Origin of the sequence: Phenylobacterium sp., from assembly GCF_030680185.1 — a bacterium.
GTDB lineage: Bacteria > Pseudomonadota > Alphaproteobacteria > Caulobacterales > Caulobacteraceae > Phenylobacterium.
The window spans coordinates 1-19,971 of sequence record NZ_JAUXVZ010000023.1 but is presented as its reverse complement, the minus strand read 5'-3'; the positions used below and the strand labels follow the sequence as shown (position 1 = coordinate 19,971).

General features: G+C 67.8%; 21 protein-coding genes. 13 read left to right on the top strand and 8 right to left on the bottom strand.

Annotated features, from left to right (window positions below; genetic code table 11):
- The 4 genes from Q8L83_RS04300 to Q8L83_RS04285 all read left to right on the top strand — a co-directional run.
- A partial coding sequence (locus Q8L83_RS04300) for a carboxyl transferase domain-containing protein (RefSeq protein ID WP_305284942.1) occupies positions 1-1,351 on the top strand: 1,351 nt, incomplete at its 5' end.
- Positions 1,352-1,366: 15 nt separating this feature from the next.
- Positions 1,367-2,206 carry an enoyl-CoA hydratase-related protein gene (locus Q8L83_RS04295; protein WP_305284940.1) on the top strand — a complete coding sequence of 280 codons (840 nt, stop codon included), beginning with the start codon at positions 1,367-1,369 and terminating at the stop codon, positions 2,204-2,206.
- Positions 2,203-4,092 (top strand): acetyl/propionyl/methylcrotonyl-CoA carboxylase subunit alpha, encoded by a 1,890-nt coding sequence (locus tag Q8L83_RS04290; protein WP_305284939.1) that lies wholly within the window; start codon positions 2,203-2,205, stop codon positions 4,090-4,092. Before Q8L83_RS04295 ends, Q8L83_RS04290 begins: the two co-directional genes overlap by 4 nt.
- Before the next feature lie 122 nt (positions 4,093-4,214).
- On the top strand, positions 4,215-4,625 hold the full coding sequence (locus Q8L83_RS04285; RefSeq protein ID WP_305284938.1) for a DUF1489 family protein: 411 nt from the start codon (positions 4,215-4,217) through the stop codon (positions 4,623-4,625).
- A 65-nt stretch (positions 4,626-4,690) separates the two neighbouring features.
- On the opposite strand, the gene panC is transcribed toward Q8L83_RS04285, so the two are convergent.
- Positions 4,691-5,548, bottom strand: coding sequence for a pantoate--beta-alanine ligase (gene panC, locus Q8L83_RS04280; protein WP_305284936.1), 858 nt, complete (start codon positions 5,546-5,548; stop codon positions 4,691-4,693).
- A gap of 162 nt (positions 5,549-5,710) precedes the next feature.
- Here panC and Q8L83_RS04275 point away from each other — a divergent pair, with 162 nt between their 5' ends.
- On the top strand, positions 5,711-6,535 hold the full coding sequence (locus tag Q8L83_RS04275; protein WP_305284935.1) for a division plane positioning ATPase MipZ: 825 nt from the start codon (positions 5,711-5,713) through the stop codon (positions 6,533-6,535).
- A 4-nt stretch (positions 6,536-6,539) separates the two neighbouring features.
- The gene (locus Q8L83_RS04270; protein WP_305284933.1) at positions 6,540-6,968 is read left to right on the top strand and encodes a molecular chaperone DnaJ; all 429 of its coding nucleotides are present in this window, start codon (positions 6,540-6,542) and stop codon (positions 6,966-6,968) included.
- A 6-nt stretch (positions 6,969-6,974) separates the two neighbouring features.
- Here the strand turns inward: Q8L83_RS04270 and Q8L83_RS04265 are convergent, their stop codons facing one another.
- Positions 6,975-8,240, bottom strand: coding sequence for a D-alanyl-D-alanine carboxypeptidase (locus tag Q8L83_RS04265; protein WP_305284932.1), 1,266 nt, complete (start codon positions 8,238-8,240; stop codon positions 6,975-6,977).
- A 335-nt stretch (positions 8,241-8,575) separates the two neighbouring features.
- Here Q8L83_RS04265 and Q8L83_RS04260 point away from each other — a divergent pair, with 335 nt between their 5' ends.
- From Q8L83_RS04260 to Q8L83_RS04240, 5 genes are all read left to right on the top strand, one after another.
- Positions 8,576-9,016, top strand: coding sequence for a phasin family protein (locus Q8L83_RS04260; RefSeq protein WP_305284930.1), 441 nt, complete (start codon positions 8,576-8,578; stop codon positions 9,014-9,016).
- A gap of 99 nt (positions 9,017-9,115) precedes the next feature.
- A complete protein-coding gene (locus Q8L83_RS04255; RefSeq protein WP_305284929.1) occupies positions 9,116-9,577 on the top strand; it encodes a RidA family protein in 462 nt (153 codons plus the stop codon).
- On the top strand, positions 9,574-10,320 hold the full coding sequence (locus Q8L83_RS04250) for a glycerophosphodiester phosphodiesterase (protein WP_305284927.1): 747 nt from the start codon (positions 9,574-9,576) through the stop codon (positions 10,318-10,320). Before Q8L83_RS04255 ends, Q8L83_RS04250 begins: the two co-directional genes overlap by 4 nt.
- Positions 10,317-11,468: a GNAT family N-acetyltransferase gene (locus Q8L83_RS04245; RefSeq protein ID WP_305284926.1), complete on the top strand. Its 1,152-nt coding sequence runs from the start codon at positions 10,317-10,319 to the stop codon at positions 11,466-11,468. The genes Q8L83_RS04250 and Q8L83_RS04245 overlap by 4 nt, the downstream gene beginning before the upstream one ends.
- A 64-nt stretch (positions 11,469-11,532) precedes the next feature.
- Entirely contained in the window at positions 11,533-11,970 is a 438-nt protein-coding gene (locus Q8L83_RS04240) for an HIT family protein (protein WP_305284925.1), read from the top strand.
- Positions 11,971-12,048: 78 nt separating this feature from the next.
- Here Q8L83_RS04240 and clpA read toward each other — a convergent pair whose 3' ends face one another.
- From clpA to Q8L83_RS04215, 5 genes are all read right to left on the bottom strand, one after another.
- Positions 12,049-14,373, bottom strand: a complete 2,325-nt coding sequence (gene clpA / locus Q8L83_RS04235) for an ATP-dependent Clp protease ATP-binding subunit ClpA (RefSeq protein ID WP_305284923.1) — start codon at positions 14,371-14,373, stop codon at positions 12,049-12,051.
- Positions 14,374-14,384: 11 nt separating this feature from the next.
- A complete protein-coding gene (gene clpS / locus Q8L83_RS04230) occupies positions 14,385-14,714 on the bottom strand; it encodes an ATP-dependent Clp protease adapter ClpS (protein WP_293408934.1) in 330 nt (109 codons plus the stop codon).
- A 155-nt stretch (positions 14,715-14,869) separates the two neighbouring features.
- Positions 14,870-16,144 carry a DNA polymerase IV gene (locus Q8L83_RS04225; protein ID WP_305284922.1) on the bottom strand — a complete coding sequence of 425 codons (1,275 nt, stop codon included), beginning with the start codon at positions 16,142-16,144 and terminating at the stop codon, positions 14,870-14,872.
- Positions 16,141-17,037, bottom strand: coding sequence for an ROK family protein (locus tag Q8L83_RS04220; RefSeq protein ID WP_305284921.1), 897 nt, complete (start codon positions 17,035-17,037; stop codon positions 16,141-16,143). Before Q8L83_RS04220 ends, Q8L83_RS04225 begins: the two co-directional genes overlap by 4 nt.
- Before the next feature lie 16 nt (positions 17,038-17,053).
- Positions 17,054-17,782 carry a hypothetical protein gene (locus Q8L83_RS04215; RefSeq protein ID WP_370868348.1) on the bottom strand — a complete coding sequence of 243 codons (729 nt, stop codon included), beginning with the start codon at positions 17,780-17,782 and terminating at the stop codon, positions 17,054-17,056.
- Positions 17,783-17,893: 111 nt separating this feature from the next.
- On the opposite strand from Q8L83_RS04215, the gene Q8L83_RS04210 reads away from it, so the two are divergent.
- Both Q8L83_RS04210 and Q8L83_RS04205 read left to right on the top strand, forming a co-directional pair.
- Positions 17,894-18,259, top strand: coding sequence for a response regulator (locus Q8L83_RS04210; RefSeq protein ID WP_304756957.1), 366 nt, complete (start codon positions 17,894-17,896; stop codon positions 18,257-18,259).
- Positions 18,260-18,265: 6 nt separating this feature from the next.
- On the top strand, positions 18,266-19,630 hold the full coding sequence (locus Q8L83_RS04205; protein WP_305284920.1) for a PleD family two-component system response regulator: 1,365 nt from the start codon (positions 18,266-18,268) through the stop codon (positions 19,628-19,630).
- Positions 19,631-19,781: 151 nt separating this feature from the next.
- Here the strand turns inward: Q8L83_RS04205 and rpmG are convergent, their stop codons facing one another.
- Entirely contained in the window at positions 19,782-19,949 is a 168-nt protein-coding gene (gene rpmG, locus Q8L83_RS04200; protein ID WP_111458827.1) for a 50S ribosomal protein L33, read from the bottom strand.
- Positions 19,950-19,971 lie beyond the last annotated feature (22 nt).

Here is a 19,971-nt window from a genome sequence, read left to right as displayed (position 1 = left end):
GCACTCGGCCTCGGTCGTCACCGGCATCGGCCGCGTTTCCGGGCGCGAGTGCGTCATCGTCGCCAACGACGCCACCATCAAGGGCGGCACCTACTACCCGATGACGGTGAAGAAGCACCTGCGGGCGCAGGAAATCGCGATCCAGAACCGCCTGCCCTGCCTGTACCTGGTGGATTCCGGTGGCGGCTTCCTGCCCGAGCAGGACAACGTGTTCCCGGACCGCGAGCACTTCGGCCGCATTTTCTATAACCAGGCCAACATGTCCGCGGTGGGCATACCGCAGATCGCCTGCGTCATGGGCTCCTGCACCGCCGGCGGCGCCTATGTGCCAGCCATGTCCGACGAGACGGTGATCGTCCGCGACCAGGGCACCATCTTCCTCGGTGGCCCGCCGCTGGTGAAGGCCGCCACCGGCGAGGTGATCAGCGCCGAAGAGCTTGGCGGCGCCGACACTCATGGCCGCCGATCCGGGGTGGTCGATCATGTGGCCAATGACGACGAACACGCCCTGGCCATCGTGCGGTCCATCGTCGCCAATCTGAACACCACCAAGTCCCACGAAATGGCCCTGGCCGAGCCCCGCCCGCCCGCCTTCGATCCTGAAGAGCTTTATGGCCTGATCCCGGGCGACGTGCGTGCGCCCTATGATGTGCGCGAGGTCATCGCCCGCATTGTCGACGGCTCGGACTTCGACGAGTTCAAGGCGCTCTATGGCACGACCCTGGTCTGCGGCTTTGCGCGCATCTGGGGCTATCCCGTCGCCATCCTGGCCAATAACGGCGTGCTGTTTTCCGAGAGCGCGCTGAAGGGCGCCCATTTCATCGAGCTGGCCTGCAAACGGAAGATCCCGCTGGTCTTCCTGCAGAACATTTCCGGCTTCATGGTCGGCGGCCGCTATGAGGCCGGCGGCATCGCCAAGGACGGGGCCAAGCTGGTGACCGTCGTGGCCTGCGCCGAGGTTCCCAAGTTCACCGTCCTGATCGGCGGCTCGTTCGGGGCCGGCAACTACGGGATGTGCGGGCGGGCCTATAGCCCCCGGTTCCTGTGGACCTGGCCCAACAGCCGGATCAGCGTCATGGGCGGCGAGCAGGCGGCCAGCGTGCTGGCCACCATCCGCCGTGACGGCCTGGAGGCCCGCGGCGAAACCTGGGCCGATGAGGACGAGGCGGCCTTCAAGGCGCCGGTCAGGGAACGATATGAGGCCGAGGGCGATCCCTATTTCGCCACCGCCCGCCTCTGGGACGACGGGATCATCGATCCGGCCCAGACCCGCGACGTGCTTGGCCTGTCCATTTCTGCGGCGCTCAATGCGCCCGTGCCGGAGACGCGGTTTGGCGTCTTCCGAATGTGAGGAAGCCTTAAGACCATGAGCAATCCCATCGTCGATCCCCTGGTCGAAGGCCTCGACACCGACGCCACCTCGCCGCTGGTGCGCCTGGAGGCGACCGTCGAGGGCGTGGCCATCGTGACCATCAACCGGCCCGAGCGTCGCAACGCCTTCGACGCCGACCTGATCGCCGCCCTGTCGGAGACCTTCGAGACCCTGCACGGCGCCGAGCATGTGCGCCTGGTCTTCCTGCGCGGGGCCGGCGGAACGTTCAGCGCCGGGGCCGACCTCGACTGGATGCGGGCGGCGGCCGGCCACACCGAGGACGACAACCGCGAAGACGCCATGGCGATGGCCAGGATGCTCAAGCTCCTGTGGGATATCCCGGCCCTGACCGTGGCCCTGGTGCAGGGCGGCGCCTATGGCGGCGGGGCAGGGCTGGCCGCAGCCTGCGACATGGCCATCGCCACGGCCGACGCGAGCTTCAGCTTCGCCGAGGTGAAGCTCGGTCTGGTGGCCGCAACCATCAGCCCCTATGTGGTCGCCGCCATCGGCCCCCGCACGGCCCGGGGCCTGTTCGCCACCGGCCGCACCTTCGACGCCGCCCACGCCGAGAAGATCGGTCTGATCACCCAGGTGGTGGCCGACGATGCGGCGCTGGAGGCCGCGATGGCCAGCCTGTCCACCGAGATGATGGCCTGCGGCCCCATGGCGGTGATCGAATCCAAGAAGATCGTCGAGCACGTGGCCTATCAGGAGATCGACCACGGCCTGATGGAGGACACCGCCAAGGTGATCGCCCGGGTGCGGGTGAGCGAGGAAGGGCAGGAGGGCGTCATCGCCTTCCTGGAGAAGCGCAAGCCCCGCTGGTCCGAATGATCACGACCCTGCTGGTCGCCAATCGCGGCGAGATCGCCCGGCGCATCTTCCGCACGGCCCGCAGGATGGGCCTGGCCACCGTGGCGGTCTATTCCGACGCCGACACTCAGGCGCCCCATATGCGCGAGGCCGACCAGGCCGTGCGCCTGGGGCCGGCGGCGGCGCAGGAGAGCTATCTGTCGGTCGAGCGGGTGCTGGCGGCTGCGGCGGCCAGCGGCGCCGACGCCATCCATCCGGGTTATGGCTTCCTGTCGGAGAACGCCGAGTTCGCCGAGGCGGTGATGGCCGCAGGGTTCGTCTGGGTCGGGCCGCCGCCTGCGGCCATCCGCGCCATGGGGCTGAAGGATGCGGCCAAGGCCCTGATGATCGAGGCCGGCGTGCCGGTCACCCCTGGCTATCACGGCGAGAACCAGGATGCGGATCATCTGGCCGCCCAGGCCGAGCAGATCGGCTACCCCGTCCTGATCAAGGCCGTGGCTGGCGGCGGCGGCAAGGGCATGCGCAAGGTTGAGCGTCCGGCCGATTTCGCCGAGGCGCTCGGCGCAGCCAGGCGAGAGGCCGCCGCGGCCTTCGGCGATGACCGCGTCCTGCTGGAGACCTATGTCGCCCGGCCCCGGCACATCGAGGTGCAGGTGTTTGGCGACAGCCATGGCCAGGTCGTCCACCTGTTCGAGCGCGACTGCTCCCTGCAGCGCCGCCACCAGAAGGTGATCGAGGAGGCCCCGGCGCCGGGCATGAGCCCCGAGGTTCGCGAGGCCGTCTGCGCCGCCGCCGTTCGCGCCGCGCAAGCCGTGGACTATGTGGGCGCCGGCACGGTGGAGTTCATCGCCGACGCCAGCGAGGGCCTGCGCGCCGACCGCATCTGGTTCATGGAAATGAACACCCGGCTGCAGGTGGAGCATCCGGTCACCGAGGCGGTCACGGGCCAGGATCTCGTGGAATGGCAGCTGAGGGTCGCGGCCGGCGAGCCTCTGCCGCTGACCCAGGATCAGATCACCCTGACCGGCTGGGCCATGGAGGCGCGCCTCTATGCCGAAAACCCGGCCGCGGGTTTCCTGCCGTCCATCGGCGACCTCGAGCACTTCGTGCTGCCGGATACGGTGCGCGTCGATACCGGCGTCGAGGCGGGCGGTACGGTCAGCCCGCACTACGATCCGATGATCGCCAAGCTGATCGCCCATGGCGCCAGCCGTCAGGTCGCCGCCCGCCGTCTGGCCGACGCCTGCGCGCAGGTCCAGGTCTGGCCGGTGCGCACCAATGCGGGCTTCCTCGTGCGCTGTCTTGAGGATCCGGATTTCCGGCGTGGCGAAATCGACACCGGTTTCATCGCCGCGCGACAGGACAGGCTCACAGAAGCGGCCGAGCCCAGCGCGCGCGTGCTGTCCGCCGCCGCCCAGGGCCTGCTGTCGCAGGCGCCGGCCTCGGCCTCGGAGCCCAGCGATCCCTGGGGCGTGTTGACGGGCTTCAGGCTGAACGCGATCCGGCAGAGCCACCTGCGCCTCTATCAGGAGGGTCAGGCGGTCGAGGCGCCCCTCGACGACGGCCCCCTGTCGGCCGACGTCCTGCTGGATGCGTCCGGCGCAATCGTGGTGTTCGAGGCCGGCGAGGCCTACGCCTTCTCCGGTACGCCGCCCGCATCCGTGGCGGGCGAGGGTCCGGCCGGCGACGGCGCGGTGATCGCCCCCATGCCCGGCAAGGTGGTCGCCGTAGCCGTGAAGGCTGGCGACGCCGTGACCCGCGGCCAGACCCTGGTCACCCTGGAAGCCATGAAGATGGAGCACGCGCTCGCCGCCGCCTTCGACGGCGTGGTGGAGTCGGTTTCCGTCGCGGCGGGCGATCAGGTCAGCGAAGGCGCGGTGCTGGCGCGACTGACCCAGGCGTCCTAGAGCCTGATGCGATCAGACGGAATCGTCTGATCGTTGAATCAGGCTCTAAACTCGAAGTCTTGAGCGCGTTTCGTCCCGATAACCGGTTCCCACTTATCGGAACGCGCTCTAGACCGCGCCGCATGACCCTGCATCTGATCAAGCTGGTTGTCGGCTGCGACACGGTAGAAGACCTCCTGGACTGGCGCGCGCCGCAGGCCAAGGCCGGCCAGCCCTGGATCCTGCGCACCCGCCAGACGCCCAAGCGGGCGGCCGAGCTGACCGACGGCGGCTCGATCTACCGCGTCTACAAGGGCGCCATCCTGTCGCGGCAGCGCATCCTGGAGATCGCCACGGTGGGCGAGGGGCCGAACGCCCGCTGTGAGATGCTGCTCGACGAAACCCTGGTCCGCGTAGCGCCGACGCCGAGGCGGGCCTTCCAGGGCTGGCGCTATCTGGAAGCCAAGGACGCGCCGCCGGACCTGGAGGGCGAGGGCGCCCACGAAGTCCCGCCGGAACTGGCCCGGCAGCTCCGCGAGGCCGGCCTCTGGTAGCGGCTAAACTCTAAGTTATGAGCGCGTTTCGTCCGATAACCGGTTTCCACTTATCTGAACGCGCTCTAGACGGCCATGTTGTCGATGAGCCGGGTCTTGCCCAGGAAGGCCGCCGCCAGAACGCGCCCCGGAACGCTCAGCACGCCAGGGCCGGGATGCGACAGGTCCAGGGCGTGGCGCACCTCGAAATAGTCGATCCGCTCGAAGCCCTGGCGCTCCAGGGCGGCGCGGCCGGTGGCCTCCACCTTCTCCACGCTGTCGCCGGCCTTCAGTCGCGACACGGCGTCGGCCAGCACGACATTGAGCCGCCCGGCGATGATGCGTTGTTCAGGCGTGAGGTAGGCGTTGCGCGACGACAGGGCCAGGCCGTCCTCCGCCCGGGCCGTCGGCGCGCCGATGATCTCGACGGGCAGGTCGAGGTCGAGCGCCAGCCGGCGGATCAGCTGCAGCTGCTGGTAGTCCTTCTCGCCGAACACCGCCACGTCGGGCTGGGCCTGGTTCAGCAGCTTGGCCACCACGGTGGCGACCCCGTCGAAGTGGCCTGGCCGGGCCGCGCCATCCAGGGGCTCGGAGACGCCGGAGATGGTGACCTTGGTTGAGAAGCCCGCCGGATAAATCTGGCTGACATCGGGGGCGTAAAGGAGATCGCAGCCGGCGCTGGCCAGCAGCTCGGCGTCGCCCGCCTCGTTGCGGGGATAGCGGTCGAAGTCCTCGTTCGGACCGAACTGGGTGGGGTTGACGAAGATGCTGGCCACCACCCGGCGGGCGCGGGCCTTGGCCAATCGCACGAGAGAGAGGTGCCCCTCGTGCAAGGCGCCCATGGTGGGCGTCATCGCTACGGTGTCGCCGGCCCCCCGCCAGGCGCGGACCTGGGCGCGAAGTTCGGCCACGGTGCGGACAACAGGCAGGAAATCGGCGGACATGGGGCCTCGGAGGCTTGGAAAAGCGTGTCGGGCTTATGGCCGATGGGTGGGGGTGCGTCCATCCGTCCACAGGGGTTGCGACCTGCCAAGTTGACCTTCGGGCCCGCATAAGCCTCTCGTTAACCTATTGGTCCCCTTGGCCGAATCGATGGAGCAGGACGGATGTCCCAACCCCGTGTGATCGTCGTCGGAAACGAGAAGGGCGGCGCTGGCAAATCGACCATCGCGCTGCATCTGGCCGTGGCCCTGATGTATGGCGGCGCCAAGGTGGCGGTGCTGGATCTGGACCTGCGCCAGCAATCCATGGGCCACTTCTTCGCCAGCCGTCGCGCCTGGCTGGCGGCCAATGAAGTCGAGGCCCCGCTGCCGCTGGAATTCCCCCTGAGCGCCGACCTCGCTCTGGCCACAGATGGCGAAGCCCTGGCCGCCTTCCAGCAGGCCTTCGAGGCCGCCAATGAAGCCGCCGACTTCGTGCTGATCGACACCCCGGGCGGCGACACGGCCATTTCCCGGGCCGCCCACGGCCTGGCCGACCTCATCATCACGCCGATGAATGACAGCTTCGTCGACTTCGACATGCTGGGCGTGGTCGATCCGGTGACCCTGGATCTGAAACGGCCGGGCCTCTATTCGGTCACCGTCTGGGACAGCCGCAAGGCGCGCGCCGTGGCCGACGGCCGCTCTATCGACTGGGTGGTTCTGCGTAACCGACTGGCCCCCACCGAGGCCCGCAACCGCCGCCGCCTGGACGAGCGGGTCAAGGCCCTGTCCCGCCGCGTCGGCTTCCGCGTTGGCCCCGGTCTGCGGGACCGGGTGATCTATCGTGAGCTCTATCCCTTCGGCCTGACCATCGCCGACCTGTCGCCGGCCATCCGGCCGGTCTCCATCTCGCTGCAGCATGTCGCCGCCCGCCAGGAGCTGCGCGCTCTGATCGGCGCGCTCGGTCTGGGCGAGGTTACGGGGCAGACCCTGATGGCGGCCGAATAGACCCATGCTCTATCTGGCCCTCGGCGCCGCGGCCCTGGCCGTCTTCGTCTGGCTGGGACGTCGGGGCCGGCCGGTGTTTCAGCGTCCGGGCCTGAGGGTGCTGTCTGGCGTCGCCTCGATCGCCGCCTTCGCCGGCGCCGCCTTTCTGGCGGTGCGGGGAGGCTGGGCCTTTGCGCCGGTGCTGGTCGTTCTGGGGCTATGGCTGGCCATGAGCGCCCGTAGCCACGGCGCGGCGGGCGGACCGGCGCCCCGGACCAGCGGCATGAGCGAAACGGAGGCCAGGTCCATTCTGGGTGTCGAGGCCGAGGCCGGCCCAGAGGAGATTCAGGCGGCCTATACCCGGCTGATGCGCCGCGCCCATCCGGACGCCGGCGGCTCGGCGGGCCTTGCAGCCCAGCTCAACGCCGCCCGCGATCGCCTGATCCGCCGCTGAGCGGTTTCAGGCGGGATCGATCACCATGCAGGCCTGATTGCGGGCCTTGAGGATTTCGCAAGCGTCCTTGGCCTTGGCTTCGCTCAAGCCCGTGAAGCGGGCGCGATAGAAGCCGGAGCTGGGATCGGTGACCATGGTGTCGGCGCCGGTGAAGGCGCTGGCGAAGCGGCGCCGCGTCAACTGAAGCTGTTCCTGAGCCAGTTCTCTCGACCGGAAGGCGCCCACCTGGACCTGCCACTGGCCAGTCGGCGCGGCGGCGTTTGATCGCGTCGCGGCCGGGGGCGGCGGGGCCGAGGCCAGCACGATCTTCAGGCCGTCCTGTTCGCCGTCTCCCTGCTCGCGGGAGGGGCGCATGATCTGGCCGCTGGGATCGGGTTCGAACAGGTTCTGAGCCACCGTGATCCGCTCGCCGCGGTCGCGGCGGTTGGCCACGTCAAAGCCGGTGAGCAGCAGGTCCTCAGCATGGTTGTCGCGGGCCGCCGTCGAGGCGCCGCCCAGCACGACCACGATCAGCCGCCGGCCCTGGCGAACGCCGGAAATGGCGATGTTGTAGCCCGAGGCGTTGGTGTAGCCGGTCTTCAGGCCATCCACCCCCAGCTCGCGACGCAGAAGGCTGTTGTGGCCGCGGATCACCGTGCCCCGGAAGGTGAACTGCGCCGTGCTGAACAGGGTGTAGTACTGCGGGAAGTCACGCATGACGGCGCGGGATAGGACCGCCAGGTCCCGGGCGGTGGAAATCTGGCGGCTGTCGGGCAGGCCCGAGGCGTTCACGAAGGTCGTGGAGTCCATGCCGAGCTCGCGGGCCCGCAGGGTCATGAGGGCGGCAAACCGCGCCTCGCTGCCGCCGAGCTTCTCGGCCACGGCCACGGCCACGTCATTGGCCGAGCGAATCGCCAGGGCGTGCAGGGCTTCGTCCACCGTGATCGAATCGCCGGCCTTCACGAACAGCTTGGTGGGCGGGGCCGCCGCGGCGCGGGTGGAGAAGGGGATACGATCTTCCAGGGTGAGGCGGCCGGCGGCCAACTCCTCAAACAACAGGTAGATGGTCATCACCTTGGTGATGGAGGCTGGATAGCGGTCGCTGTCGGCCCGCTTGGCGTAGAGCACCTCGCCGCTGGCCGCGTCGACCACGATCGAGGCGTATTTGGGCTGTTGGGCCGGCAACTGCAGATAGGGAATCTGCGCCTGGGCCGCCGGGGCGGTCACAAGACTGCAGGCCGCGGCGAGCGCGAAGAGGCCGGCGAGAATCGGGCGGCGGGCGCGTTTGAACATCGCTTCGTCCGTCGTGTCTGGGTTTTCCGGCGCGCCCCCCGAGGCGCACGCCGAGGACAGAAGGCTAACATGGCATATCGCCCCTTGCGCGAGGGTAAACACCTGTTGAGCATTCCAAAATGCCGCACCGCCCGCCTGCTGGGCGAGTGGTGAAGCTTTCCGCAGCACGGGTTTGACGCTCACGTCAGAAATTGTGCGACGCACAAAAGTGATATTGACCGCTGCGCTGCAACATGGGATGTTGCGTGTGCGTTAAGTACCTGTTCGCCAGTTTCTCGCGGTCCGCCGCGTCCGTTCGCCAGACCGCCCCCTGTCGCCCGTCAAGGAGATCAGCCATGGCCGCCGCCGCTGAAACCAACGCCAAGTCCACCGCCGAGCAGTTCACCCTGGCCGGCAATCACGCCTTCAAGGACGCCATCGAGAAGTCCCTGACCGCGCTGGCCGAAACCAACACCTATTCGAAGAAGAATCTGGAAGCGATGGTCGCCTCCGCCACGGCCGCCGCCAAGGGCGCCGAAGCCGTCGGTGCGCAGGCCATGGCCTATTCCAAGAAGACCATGGAAGACCAGATGGTCGCCGCCAAGTCGCTCAGCCAGGCCAAGAGCCTGCAGGAAGCCGTCGAGCTCCAGACCGCCTTCGCCAAGACCGCCATGGAAACCTACATGGCCGAAATGACCCGGATGTCGGAGCTCTTCACGGCGTCGATGAAGGATTCCATGAAGCCCCTGAACGAGCGCGTCACCGCGACCGTCGAGCGCCTGCAAGCCGCGCGCTAAGCCCATCCGGCGCCTCGGCGTCTGAGCCATACGATAAGAGCCCGGTCCGGCCACGGACCGGGCTTTTCTCATGCGGGCGCGGGCGCTAGACACTAGGGCATGTCCACTGTCGAAGAACGTCTGGCCGCGCTGGGTGTACGCCTGCCCGAGCCCTCCGCCCCGGTCGCCAACTATGTGCCCTTCGTTCGGGCCGGCGCCTTGCTCCACATTTCCGGCCAGGTGTCCCGGGACGCCCAGGGCGGCGTCACCGGCGTCGTCGGCCAGGACGTCGATCTGGAGACGGCGCGCCACGCCGCCCGCATCTGCGGCATCAATCTGATCGCCCAGATGAAGGCCGCCTGTGGGGGCGATCTCGGCCGCGTGGTCCGGGTGGTGAAGCTGGGGGGCTTCGTCCAGGCCGGCCCCGACTTCTTCGACATTCCCCAGGTGGTGAACGGCGCCTCTGACCTCATGGTCGACGCCTTCGGCGATATCGGCCGTCACGCCCGGTCGGCGGTGGGGGTCTATCGCCTGCCAATGAACTTCGCCGTCGAGGTCGATGCGGTGGTGGAGCTGTCGTGAAGGACCGCTTCGGCGAGGCTTGGGATCTCCTGTTCCACCCGCCGGTGGCCCACCGCGGCCTGTGGACGCCCGATGGCGCGCCGGAAAACTCCCTGGGCGCCTTTCAGGCCGCCTGCGCCGCTGGTTATGGCATTGAACTCGACGTCCACCTGTCCTCGGATGGGGAGGCGATGGTCTTCCACGACGAGACCCTGACGCGGATGACAGGCGCGGAGGGCCGCCTGCGCGACCGCACCGCCGCCGATCTCGGCGCGCTCTCCCTTAAGGGAACCGACGAGACCATCCCGACCCTGCTGGAGACCCTGGCCCTGATCGGACACCGGGCCATGGTCCATATCGAGCTGAAGACGGCCTGGGGCGAGGTGGGTCCGCTGGAGCGGCGGGTGCACGAGATCATCGCCGACCATGCCGGCCCGCTCTGCATCATCGGATTCAATCCCTATTCCCACGCCTGGTACGCCGACCATTATCCCGGTGTCCTGCGGGGCCTCGACTCCTTCAGCTACCGCGGCGTGAAGCATCTGAGCGAGGAACAGCGCCAGTCCTACGCCCGACTGGAGCAGGTCTCGATCGCCCGGCCCCACTTCCTGGCCCTTGGCCTCGACATGCTGCCGAGCCCTGAGGCCGACGCCTATAGGGCGCAGGGGATGCCCGTCGTGGCCTGGACCGTCCGACAGCCCCAGCAATGGGACGCCGTGAAGGATCATTGCGACAACATGATCTTCGAGGGCTTCGCCGCGTGAGTCTGACGCCGGCGGTCAAGGTGAGCCGCCGTATCGCCGAGATCGGCCAGGCGAGCTGGGACGCCTGCGCTGCGCCCAGCGGCAATCCGTTCGTCTCCTACGACTTCCTCGACATCCTGGAACAGTCCGGCTGCGCCGTGGAGCGGGCCGGCTGGGGGCCACAGCACCTGTCCATCGCCGATGAGGCAGGTGAGGTGGGGGCGGTCATGCCGCTCTATCTGAAGGCCCATAGCCAGGGCGAATACATCTTCGACCACGCCTGGGCCGACGCCTATGAGCGGGCCGGCGGCCGGTACTATCCCAAGCTTCTGTCGGCCGCCCCGTTCACCCCGGCCACGGGGCCGCGCCTGCTGGTCCGGCCCGACGTGCCGGCGGAAGAGGGCTACGACCTGCTGCTCGGCGGCGCGCTTACCGTGTGCGAGCGCATGGGAATTTCTTCCGTCCACGTCAATTTTCCGACGGCCGAAGAGTGGGCCTGGCTGGGCGACCAGGGCCTGGCCCAGCGCCAGGGCCAGCAGTATCACTGGTACAACCGGGGCTATGGCGGCTTCGACGATTTCCTGGCCGACCTTTCGTCAGGGCGGCGGAAAACCATCCGGCGGGAGCGTCGTGACGCCCAGGCCGGGCTCGAAATCGTCCGCCTCACTGGCGCCGACCTCACCGAGGACGCCTGGGACGCCTTCTACGGCTTCTATATGGACACGGGCTCGCGCAAGTGGGGGCAGCCCTATCTGAACCGGCTGTTCTTCTCCCTGTTGGGCGAGCGGATGGCCGATCGGGTGCTGCTGATCATGGCGCGGCGCAACGGCCGCTGGATCGCCGGCGCCCTCAACCTGATCGGCGCCGACGCCCTCTATGGCCGCAACTGGGGCTGCGTCGAGGACGTGCCCTTCCTGCATTTCGAGCTTTGCTACTACCAGGCCATCGAATGGGCCATTGGCGCAGGCCTGGCCCGGGTAGAGGCCGGCGCTCAAGGCCAGCACAAGATCGCCCGCGGCTATCTGCCGACGCCGGTCTATTCCGCCCACTACATCGCCGATCCGGCGCTGCGCGGCCCGGTGGAGGACTTCGTCGCCCGCGAAAAGGCCGCCGTGGACGATGAGATGGAGTGGCTGTCGGAAGAATACTCCCCCTTCCGCCAGGGGTGAGGACGTCGCAGGTCCTGCGGCGATTTGCTAAGCACGAGCCATCAACGCCAGAGGGAGCGCGGCCATGAGCCTGGACGGGACCTACGACGCCAACAACATCTTCGCCAAGATCCTGCGCGGCGAGGCGCCCTGCGCCAGGGTGTTCGAGGATGACCACGTCCTGTCGTTCATGGACGTCTTTCCGCAGGTGAGGGGGCACACCCTGGTGATCCCCAAGCACTCCACCGCCCGGAACCTGCTGGAGGAAGATCCCGCCGTGCTGTCGCCGCTGATTCTCGGCGTCCAGCGGGTGGCCCGGGCGGTGCGCGCGGCGCTGTCGCCCGACGGGGTGGTGATCACCCAGTTCAATGGCGCAGTCGCGGGCCAGACGGTCTTCCATCCGCACTTCCACATCCTGCCCCGCTGGGAGGGCGAGGCGGTGGGCCGTCACGCCTCGGGCGGCATGGCCGATCTAGCCGAACTCAAGGCCCTGGCCGAGCAGATCGCCGCCAAGATCGCCTGACAGCGTCCCGATCTCGCCCACGAAAAAGCCCCGGCCAGATATGGCCGGGGCTTTGACGTTTCAGGTGTTCGACCAGGCCTAGTCGGCCAATTCGGCCGTCGCATCCTTGGACGGATCCTCGATCATGGGGGCGCCCGGTTCGCGGGTGTCGCCCTCGATCTCGAAGTCGAGCTTGCCGTCTTTGAGCACCACGCGGACGTGGCCGCCCTTGACCAGCCGGCCAAACAGGATCTCGTCGGCCAGCGGCTTCTTGATGTGCTCCTGGATGACCCGGGCCAGAGGCCGGGCGCCATAGAGCTCGTCGAAGCCATTGTCGGCCAGCCAGCCGGCCGCCTCGTCGCTGGTCTCGATCGTCACGTGCCGGTCGGCCAGCTGGGCCTCCAGCTGCATGACGAACTTCTGCACCACCTGGCGGATGATCGACGGATCCAGCGGACGGAAGGCCACCACCGCGTCGAGGCGGTTGCGGAATTCCGGGGTGAAGACCCGCTTGATCGCTTCTTCGGCTTCGTGGTCAGCCTTGCCACGGCCAAAGCCGATGGTGTTGCGCTGAGCGTCAGCCGCGCCCGCATTGGTGGTCATGATGAGCACCACGTTGCGGAAGTCGATCTTCTTGCCGTTGGAGTCGGTCAGCACCCCGTGGTCCATGACCTGCAGCAGGATGTTGTAGACGTCCGGGTGGGACTTCTCGATCTCGTCCAGCAGGACCACGGCGTGGGGATGTTGATCGACGGCGTCGGTCAGCAGGCCGCCCTGGTCGAAGCCCACATAGCCAGGAGGCGCCCCGATCAGGCGGCTGACGGTGTGGCGTTCCATATACTCCGACATGTCGAAGCGCAGGAGCTCGATCCCGAGCGTCGAGGCCAGTTGCCGGGCGGTCTCCGTCTTGCCGGTGCCGGTGGGCCCCGAGAAGAGGTAGCAGCCGATCGGCTTGTTGGGATCGCGCAGGCCAGCCCGCGACATCTTCATGGCTGCAGACAGCTGCTCGATCGCGTCGTCCTGGCCGTAGACCGCCCGCTTCAGGTCCTCCTGCAGTTGCTTGAGGGCCTCGGTGTCGGACTTGGAGACCGACTTGGGCGGGATGCGGGCGATCTTGGCCACCACGGCCTCGATCTCTTTGACCCCGATGGTCTTCTTCCGGCGGCTCTCAGGCAACAGCATCTGGCTGGCGCCGGCCTCGTCGATCAGGTCGATCGCCTTGTCCGGCAGCTTGCGGTCGTTGATGTACTTGGCCGACAGCTCGACGGCGGCCTTCAGGGCGTCGTTGGTGTAGCGGAGCTTGTGGAACTCCTCGTAATAGGTCTTCAGGCCCTTCAGGATCTTGATCGTGTCGTCCAGGGTCGGCTCGTTCACGTCGATCTTCTGGAAGCGCCGGACAAGCGCCCGGTCCTTCTCGAAGTGTTGACGGAACTCCTTGTAGGTCGTCGAGCCCATGCAGCGCAGGGCGCCCGAGGCCAGGGCCGGCTTCAGCAGGTTAGAGGCGTCCATGGCCCCGCCGCTGGTGGCGCCGGCGCCGATCACCGTGTGGATCTCGTCGATGAACAGGATCGCGTCGGGGTGGTTCTCCAGCTCCTTGACGACCTGCTTGACCCGCTCTTCGAAGTCGCCGCGATAGCGGGTGCCGGCCAGCAGCGCCCCCATGTCGAGGGAGAAGATGGTCGCCTCGGCCAGGACCGCAGGGACCTGCTTGTTGACGATCTTGCGGGCCAGGCCTTCGGCGATGGCGGTCTTGCCGACGCCCGGGTCGCCTACCAGCAGCGGGTTGTTCTTGGTCCGGCGGCAGAGGATCTGGATGCAGCGCTCGACCTCGGCGGCGCGGCCGATCAGGGGATCGACCTTGCCCTCCTTGGCCTTCTCGTTCAGGTCGACGCAGTAGGCCTCAAGGGCCTCTCCGCCGGTCTTGACCGAAGGCTTTTCCTCGTCCTCGGCGCCCTTGACGGGCTTGCCTTCGACGGTGGCGCCGGCCTTCTTGGCGATGCCGTGGGCGATGTAGTTCACAGCGTCATACCGAGTCATGTCCTGCTCTTGCAGGAAGTAGGCGGCATGGCTCTCCCGTTCGGAGAAGATGGCCACCAGCACATTGGCGCCGGTGACATCCTCGCGGCCGGAGGACTGGACGTGAATGACCGCGCGCTGAATGACGCGCTGGAAACCGGCCGTGGGCTTGGCGTCTTCGCCGTCGTCCACCACAAGCGAGCGGAGCTCATTGTCCACATAGCCGGTGAGGGTTCCCCGCAGGGAACCGAGGTCGACTTCGCAGGCGCGCATCACGGCGGCGGCTTCTTCGTCGTCGATCAGCGCCAGGAGCAGGTGCTCCAGCGTCGCATATTCGTGCTTTCGCTCATTGGCGTAAGCGACGGCGCGATGCAGAGATTCTTCGAGTTGGCGCGAAAACGAGGGCAATCGGGGGCCTCTCAATCCTTTTCCATGGTGCATTGAAGCGGGTGCTGATGCCGTCTGGCGGTATCAACGACCTGCGCGACTTTCGTTTCCGCCACCTCGTAGGTGAACACACCACAAACACCCACGCCGTGCTGGTGGACGTGCAGCATGATCCGCGTCGCGTCTTCGCGCGACTTGTTGAAGAACTGCTCCAGAACGTAAACGACGAACTCCATAGGGGTGTAGTCGTCGTTCAGCAGCAGCACGCGGTACATGGACGGCTTCTGCGTCTTCGGCTTGGTCTGAGTGATGACCGCCGATTTGACGCCCGTCGACACATCACCTTGCTTGCGCTCGGCCATCGAAAACGTCTCCTGGCGGGCGTCTGGGTCCCGCCGCTTAGGGATTAGATATGGAAAAGGATGGCGTTTGAAAGGGTTGAAATCGTCGAAGGACGACACCAAGCGGCCAACGCTTATCTTTTTGTCGCTGTTGTCGGAGCTTATCCGATCATCACTCAATCTTGAACCCTGGGTTTTGAGCGAAGCGCCCGACCTGAGGTGATGGCCTCTGGCCCGAAGCGCGCCCTTATGGCGTCAGCGGTCCGCTCCTCGGTCAGCGCCTTCTGTTCGCCCTCTCCGAAAAAGTCGGCTTCCCCGGCCCCGGCGGGGCCGAGTTCGGCCAGGCCGATGCCGATCAGCCGGTAGCTGCGACCATCGGCCTCGCGGCGCAGCAGGTCGCGGCCGGCGGCGAACAGGGTGCGGGCCGTCTGAGTCGGCACCGCCAGCGCCTTGCGTCGGGTCAGGATGCGGAAGTCCGGCGTCTTGAGTTTCAGTGTCACCACGCGGCCGGACACACCAGCCGCGCGCGCCTGGCGGGCCACCCGCTCGCACAGGGGGGCCAGGCGGTCCTCCAGCGCGTCATAGTCGGCGAGGTCGGTGTTGAAGGTGGTTTCGGCGCTGATTCCCTTGCGGGTCTGGTCGGGATCCACGGGCCGAGTGTCGCGGCCATGGGCCAGATCGAAAAGCCGCAGGCCATGGGCGCCGAACCGGCGGGCGACATCCTTCTGCTCGGCCCGGGCGATGTCGCCAATGGTGCGCAGGCCCGCCGCCTCCAGGGACTTCACCATGGCCGGCCCGACGCCGGGCAACAGGCCCACGAGCCGCGGCGCCAGGAAGCTGCGGGCCTCGGCGGCCCCGATCACCGAGAAGCCACGGGGCTTGTCGAGATCGGAGGCGATCTTTGCCAGGAACTTGTTGGGCGCCAGACCGATGGAGACGGTGAGGCCGGTCGCCGCCTCGATCCGCGCCTGCAGCCGAGCCAGGGTCACCGCCGGCGGCGCGCCGTGCAGGCGTTCGGTGCCCGACAGGTCCATCCACGCCTCATCCAGGGACAGGGGCTGCACCAGGGGCGTCAGCTCGGCCATCAGCCCCATGATGATGCGGCTCTCGGCGCGGTACTTGGTGAAGTCCGGCTTGATCACCACGGCCTGGGGGCAGGCCGCCAGGGCCTTGAACATCGGCATGGCCGAGCGCACCCCATAGACCCTGGCCATGTAGCAGCAGGTGGTCACCACCCCGCGGACCCCGCCGCCGACGATCACCGGCTTGTCGCGCAGCTCCGCCCGGTCACGCTTTTCCACAGAGGCGTAGAAGGCGTCGCAGTCCAGATGAGCCATGGAGAGGTCCATCAGCTCCTCATGGGCCACGATGCGGGGTGAGCCGCAGGCGGCGCAGCGTCGCGTGGCGGGCGCCGGCCCGGTCCACAGGCAGTCGCGACAGAGGGCCTTCATGGGGCTGGAAGCGGCCAAAGCCAGGCTGCGCCCCGCACACCCGAGGAGTCCCCGTGGACCGCCTGGCGGATCGGCGTGTCCACCCCATCGGCGAAGACGTGGGGCGCCAGCGCGTCGGGCAGACGCGCATAGAGCTCGGCCACATTGGACATGCCGCCGCCCAGGACGATGACATCCGGATCGATCAGATCGACCACCACAGCCAGGGCGCGCCCCAGGCGGTCCACATAGCGGGCGAAGGCGGCTTGGGCGGTGGCGTCGCCGGTTCGGGCCCGGGCCATGATCTCCGGCGCCTTCAGCTCCGCGCCGTAATCGGCCTCGAAGGCCGGGCCGGAAATCCACGTCTCCAGGCAGCCGCGCCGACCGCACCAGCAGGCGGGGCCGGGGTGCTCCTCAGGCGTGCTCCAGGGCATGGGGCTGTGGCCCCATTCGCCGGCCACGCCGTTGCGGCCCTCGATCAAGCGGCCGTCGACCACCACGCCGCCGCCGCAGCCGGTGCCCAGTATGGCGGCGAACACCACGCGGGCGCCTGCGCCGGCGCCATCGGCGGCCTCCGACAGGGCCAGGCAGTTGGCGTCGTTGGCCAGACGCACCGGGCGCAGCAGAGCGGCCTCCAGGTCGGCGCCGAAATGTTCGCCGTTCAGCCAGACGGAGTTGGCGTTGCGGATCAGGCCTGTGCGCGGGGAGATCGAACCCGGCATGCCGACGCCAACCTGCTCGGCCCGCGCGCCGGCCGCCTGCTCGACGCGCGCCACCAGATCCGCGACGGCGGTGATGGCCCGCCCATAGTCTCCCGGATTGGGCGCCCGCAGTCGCGCAGTGATGGCGCCCTCGCCATCCAGGGCGGCCGCCTCGATCTTGGTGCCGCCGAAATCGACGCCGATGCGGATCATGGTGGGTGGGCGCGGCTTAGGAGATCGAGTCGGCGATGGCGATGCGCAGGGCGTCCCAATCGTCGATGCGGGTATGGCGGGTCGGGGCGCTGGGGGCCAGCGGCCGCAGGCGCGGATCGGCAACGTGCTGAAAGCGGGCGACGGCGGGGGCGGCCTCGGCCACCGAATCGAGGTTGGGCAACAGATCGTCGATGAAGGCCGCCGGCCCCTTGGCCTGTTCGGCCAGGGCGGCGGCCAGCGGCCCCTTTGGCCCCGAATTGAGCAGCAGGGGATAGTCCAGGCCGTGGCGACCCAGCCAGCGGGCCCGGGCCAGCCGGCCCTGGCCCGGGGCGTTGGTCAGGATGATGACGCCGGCCCGTTCGGATAGGCGGCGCAGGGCCTCGGTCGCGCCCTCGGCCACCCGCATCTCGCCGGCGCCATAGCGGAAGAAGTCGTCATAGTGCGCTCGACCCTCTTCGATCGGCAGATGCTCGGCCGCGCCGGGGCGATAGATGTTCTGAAACAAGGCGAAGCGCTCGACCCGGAACTCCAGTCCCCGACCCGCCAGGAAGGCGCCGAAGCCCTCCATGAAGTGGCCCAGCACCTCGTCCACATCGACGATCACCAGGGGGCGAGCGACGTCCAGCCCCAGGCCCGCCAGGTCCGGCGCCCGGACGCGGTCCTGGCCAGCCTGAGCCGTGGATGTGGCGGCGACGGCGTCGGTGTTCGGCTCGGGTTCGGCGGAAGGGTGCGGCGTGTGGACCACTGGCTCTCTCGTGCGGCTAACGCCAGTTTAAGGATATTTGTGGGATCACAGGGACCAAAGGTGGGGTCGGCGGAACATTCGCCGTCCGAAAAGAGCATCGTCGAGACGACCATGGCCAAGAAGGTCCTCATCGTCGAGGATAACGAGCTGAACATGAAGCTGTTTCATGACCTGCTCGACGCACAAGGCTACGAGACCCTGCAGACCCGCGAAGGCCTGCAAGCCCTCTCTTTGGCCCGAGAGCACCGTCCCGACCTCATTCTGATGGACATCCAGCTGCCGGAGATTTCGGGCCTGGAGGTCACCAAATGGCTGAAGGAAGACGACGAGCTGGCCCATATCCCCGTGGTCGCCGTCACCGCCTTCGCCATGAAGGGCGATGAAGAGCGCATCCGCGAAGGCGGTTGCGAGGCCTATATTTCCAAGCCCATATCGGTGTCGCACTTCCTCGACACCATTCGCCGACTCCTGGAGTAGGCCGCCATGTCCGCACGCATCCTGGTCGTGGACGATATCGAGGCCAATGTCCGCCTGCTCGAGGCCAAGCTGAGCGCCGAGTACTACGAGGTGCTGACGGCCTATGACGGCCCCACCGCCCTGGCCATGGCCGCCGCCGAGCAGCCAGACATCGTGCTGCTGGATGTGATGATGCCCGGCATGGACGGGTTCCAGGTCTGCCGGCGGCTGAAGGACGACCCTGAGACCCGCCACGTGCCGGTGGTGCTGGTCACCGCCCTGGACGGCCGCGCCGACCGGATCGCGGGCCTGGAGGCCGGCGCCGACGAATTCCTCACCAAGCCTATCGACGACGTCATGCTGTTCGCCCGGGTGCGCAGCCTGACCCGCCTGAAGACCGTGATCGACGAACTGCGGGTGCGCGAGGCCTCTGGCCGGCGGATCGGCGTCATCGCCGGCGCCGGCTCACGCCTGGGCGGCACGGGCGGCCGGGTGCTGATCGTCGACGACCACGAGCGCCAGGCGCAGCGAATCGCCTCGGAACTTTCGATCGAACATCGCCCGGTGATCGAATCAGAGCCCGACAAGGCCCTGTTGTCGGCCCGGGGTCCGGTGGACCTGATCATCGTCAACGCCACGGCCCGCAGCTTCGATGGCCTGCGCTTCTGCGCCCAGGTCCGCTCGGACGAGGCGACCCGCCACCTGCCGATCCTGGCCATTGTCGATTTCGATGAGCGGCCGCGGCTGATGAAGGCCCTGGAGATCGGGGTCAACGATCTGCTGGCCAAGCCCATCGATCCCCAGGAGCTGTCGGCCCGAGCCCGGACCCAGATCCGCCGCAAACGCTACACCGACTATCTGCGGGACAATCTCGACCATTCCCTGGAACTGGCGGTCACCGATCAGCTTACCGGCCTGCACAACCGCCGCTACATGACCGGCCAGCTCGACGCCCTGGTCAAGCGCGCCGCCCATGGGGGCGAGCCGGTGGCGGCCCTGCTGATCGACATCGACCACTTCAAGAAGATCAATGACGGCTACGGCCACGACGTGGGCGACGAGGTGCTGCGGGAATTCGCCGTGCGCCTAGCCTCCAATGTGCGGGCCGTGGACCTGCCGTGCCGCCACGGGGGCGAGGAGTTCGTGGTGGTCATGCCCGGCACCCGTCTGGAGGACGCCGAGCGCATCGCCGAGCGTATCCGCCTGCATGTGGCGGGCTCGCCCTTCCGGGTGGCCCATGGGACCGAACTTCTGACGGCCACCATCTCCATCGGCGTCGCGGCGACACTCGGGCCGGACGACACCCCCGACGCCCTGCTCAAGCGGGCCGACGAGGGGCTCTATGAGGCCAAGTCCTCGGGCCGCAACAAGGTCATCGCCCGGGCGGCGTAAAACGATCCGGGGCCCAGAGCCTTTCCCGATAAGTGTGAAGCGGTTATCGGGTCGAGAAAGGCTCTAACTTAAAAGACTTCAAGGGACGAAACGCAAAACGCCCGGCTGATCCAGCCGGGCGTTTCCTTGTTCGCTGATGCGCGAGGCGATCCTACTTGATCTTGCCTTCGCGGAATTCCACGTGCTTGCGCACGACGGGATCGTACTTCTTCATGACCAGCTTGTCGGTCTTGGTGCGGGCGTTCTTCTTGGTCACGTAGAAAAAGCCGGTGTCCGCCGAGGAGTTCAGGCGGATCTTGATGGAAGCTGGCTTCGCCATGGTCGGTCCTCGCGGGGCCGGG

What these genes read in the sequence shown, in the direction of transcription:
- panC (WP_305284936.1), bottom strand. Translation starts at nt 5,548, where the DNA reads ATGTCCGCCGATTTCCTGCCTGTTGTCCGCACCGTGGCCGAACTTCGC.
- Q8L83_RS04290 (WP_305284939.1), top strand. Translation starts at nt 2,203, where the DNA reads ATGATCACGACCCTGCTGGTCGCCAATCGCGGCGAGATCGCCCGGCGC.
- Q8L83_RS04295 (WP_305284940.1), top strand. Translation starts at nt 1,367, where the DNA reads ATGAGCAATCCCATCGTCGATCCCCTGGTCGAAGGCCTCGACACCGAC.
- Q8L83_RS04265 (WP_305284932.1), bottom strand. Translation starts at nt 8,240, where the DNA reads ATGTTCAAACGCGCCCGCCGCCCGATTCTCGCCGGCCTCTTCGCGCTC.
- Q8L83_RS04220 (WP_305284921.1), bottom strand. Translation starts at nt 17,037, where the DNA reads ATGATCCGCATCGGCGTCGATTTCGGCGGCACCAAGATCGAGGCGGCC.
- Q8L83_RS04205 (WP_305284920.1), top strand. Translation starts at nt 18,266, where the DNA reads ATGTCCGCACGCATCCTGGTCGTGGACGATATCGAGGCCAATGTCCGC.
- Q8L83_RS04285 (WP_305284938.1), top strand. Translation starts at nt 4,215, where the DNA reads ATGACCCTGCATCTGATCAAGCTGGTTGTCGGCTGCGACACGGTAGAA.
- Q8L83_RS04260 (WP_305284930.1), top strand. Translation starts at nt 8,576, where the DNA reads ATGGCCGCCGCCGCTGAAACCAACGCCAAGTCCACCGCCGAGCAGTTC.
- Q8L83_RS04210 (WP_304756957.1), top strand. Translation starts at nt 17,894, where the DNA reads ATGGCCAAGAAGGTCCTCATCGTCGAGGATAACGAGCTGAACATGAAG.
- Q8L83_RS04240 (WP_305284925.1), top strand. Translation starts at nt 11,533, where the DNA reads ATGAGCCTGGACGGGACCTACGACGCCAACAACATCTTCGCCAAGATC.
- Q8L83_RS04255 (WP_305284929.1), top strand. Translation starts at nt 9,116, where the DNA reads ATGTCCACTGTCGAAGAACGTCTGGCCGCGCTGGGTGTACGCCTGCCC.
- Q8L83_RS04270 (WP_305284933.1), top strand. Translation starts at nt 6,540, where the DNA reads ATGCTCTATCTGGCCCTCGGCGCCGCGGCCCTGGCCGTCTTCGTCTGG.
- rpmG (WP_111458827.1), bottom strand. Translation starts at nt 19,949, where the DNA reads ATGGCGAAGCCAGCTTCCATCAAGATCCGCCTGAACTCCTCGGCGGAC.
- clpS (WP_293408934.1), bottom strand. Translation starts at nt 14,714, where the DNA reads ATGGCCGAGCGCAAGCAAGGTGATGTGTCGACGGGCGTCAAATCGGCG.
- Q8L83_RS04225 (WP_305284922.1), bottom strand. Translation starts at nt 16,144, where the DNA reads ATGAAGGCCCTCTGTCGCGACTGCCTGTGGACCGGGCCGGCGCCCGCC.
- Q8L83_RS04275 (WP_305284935.1), top strand. Translation starts at nt 5,711, where the DNA reads ATGTCCCAACCCCGTGTGATCGTCGTCGGAAACGAGAAGGGCGGCGCT.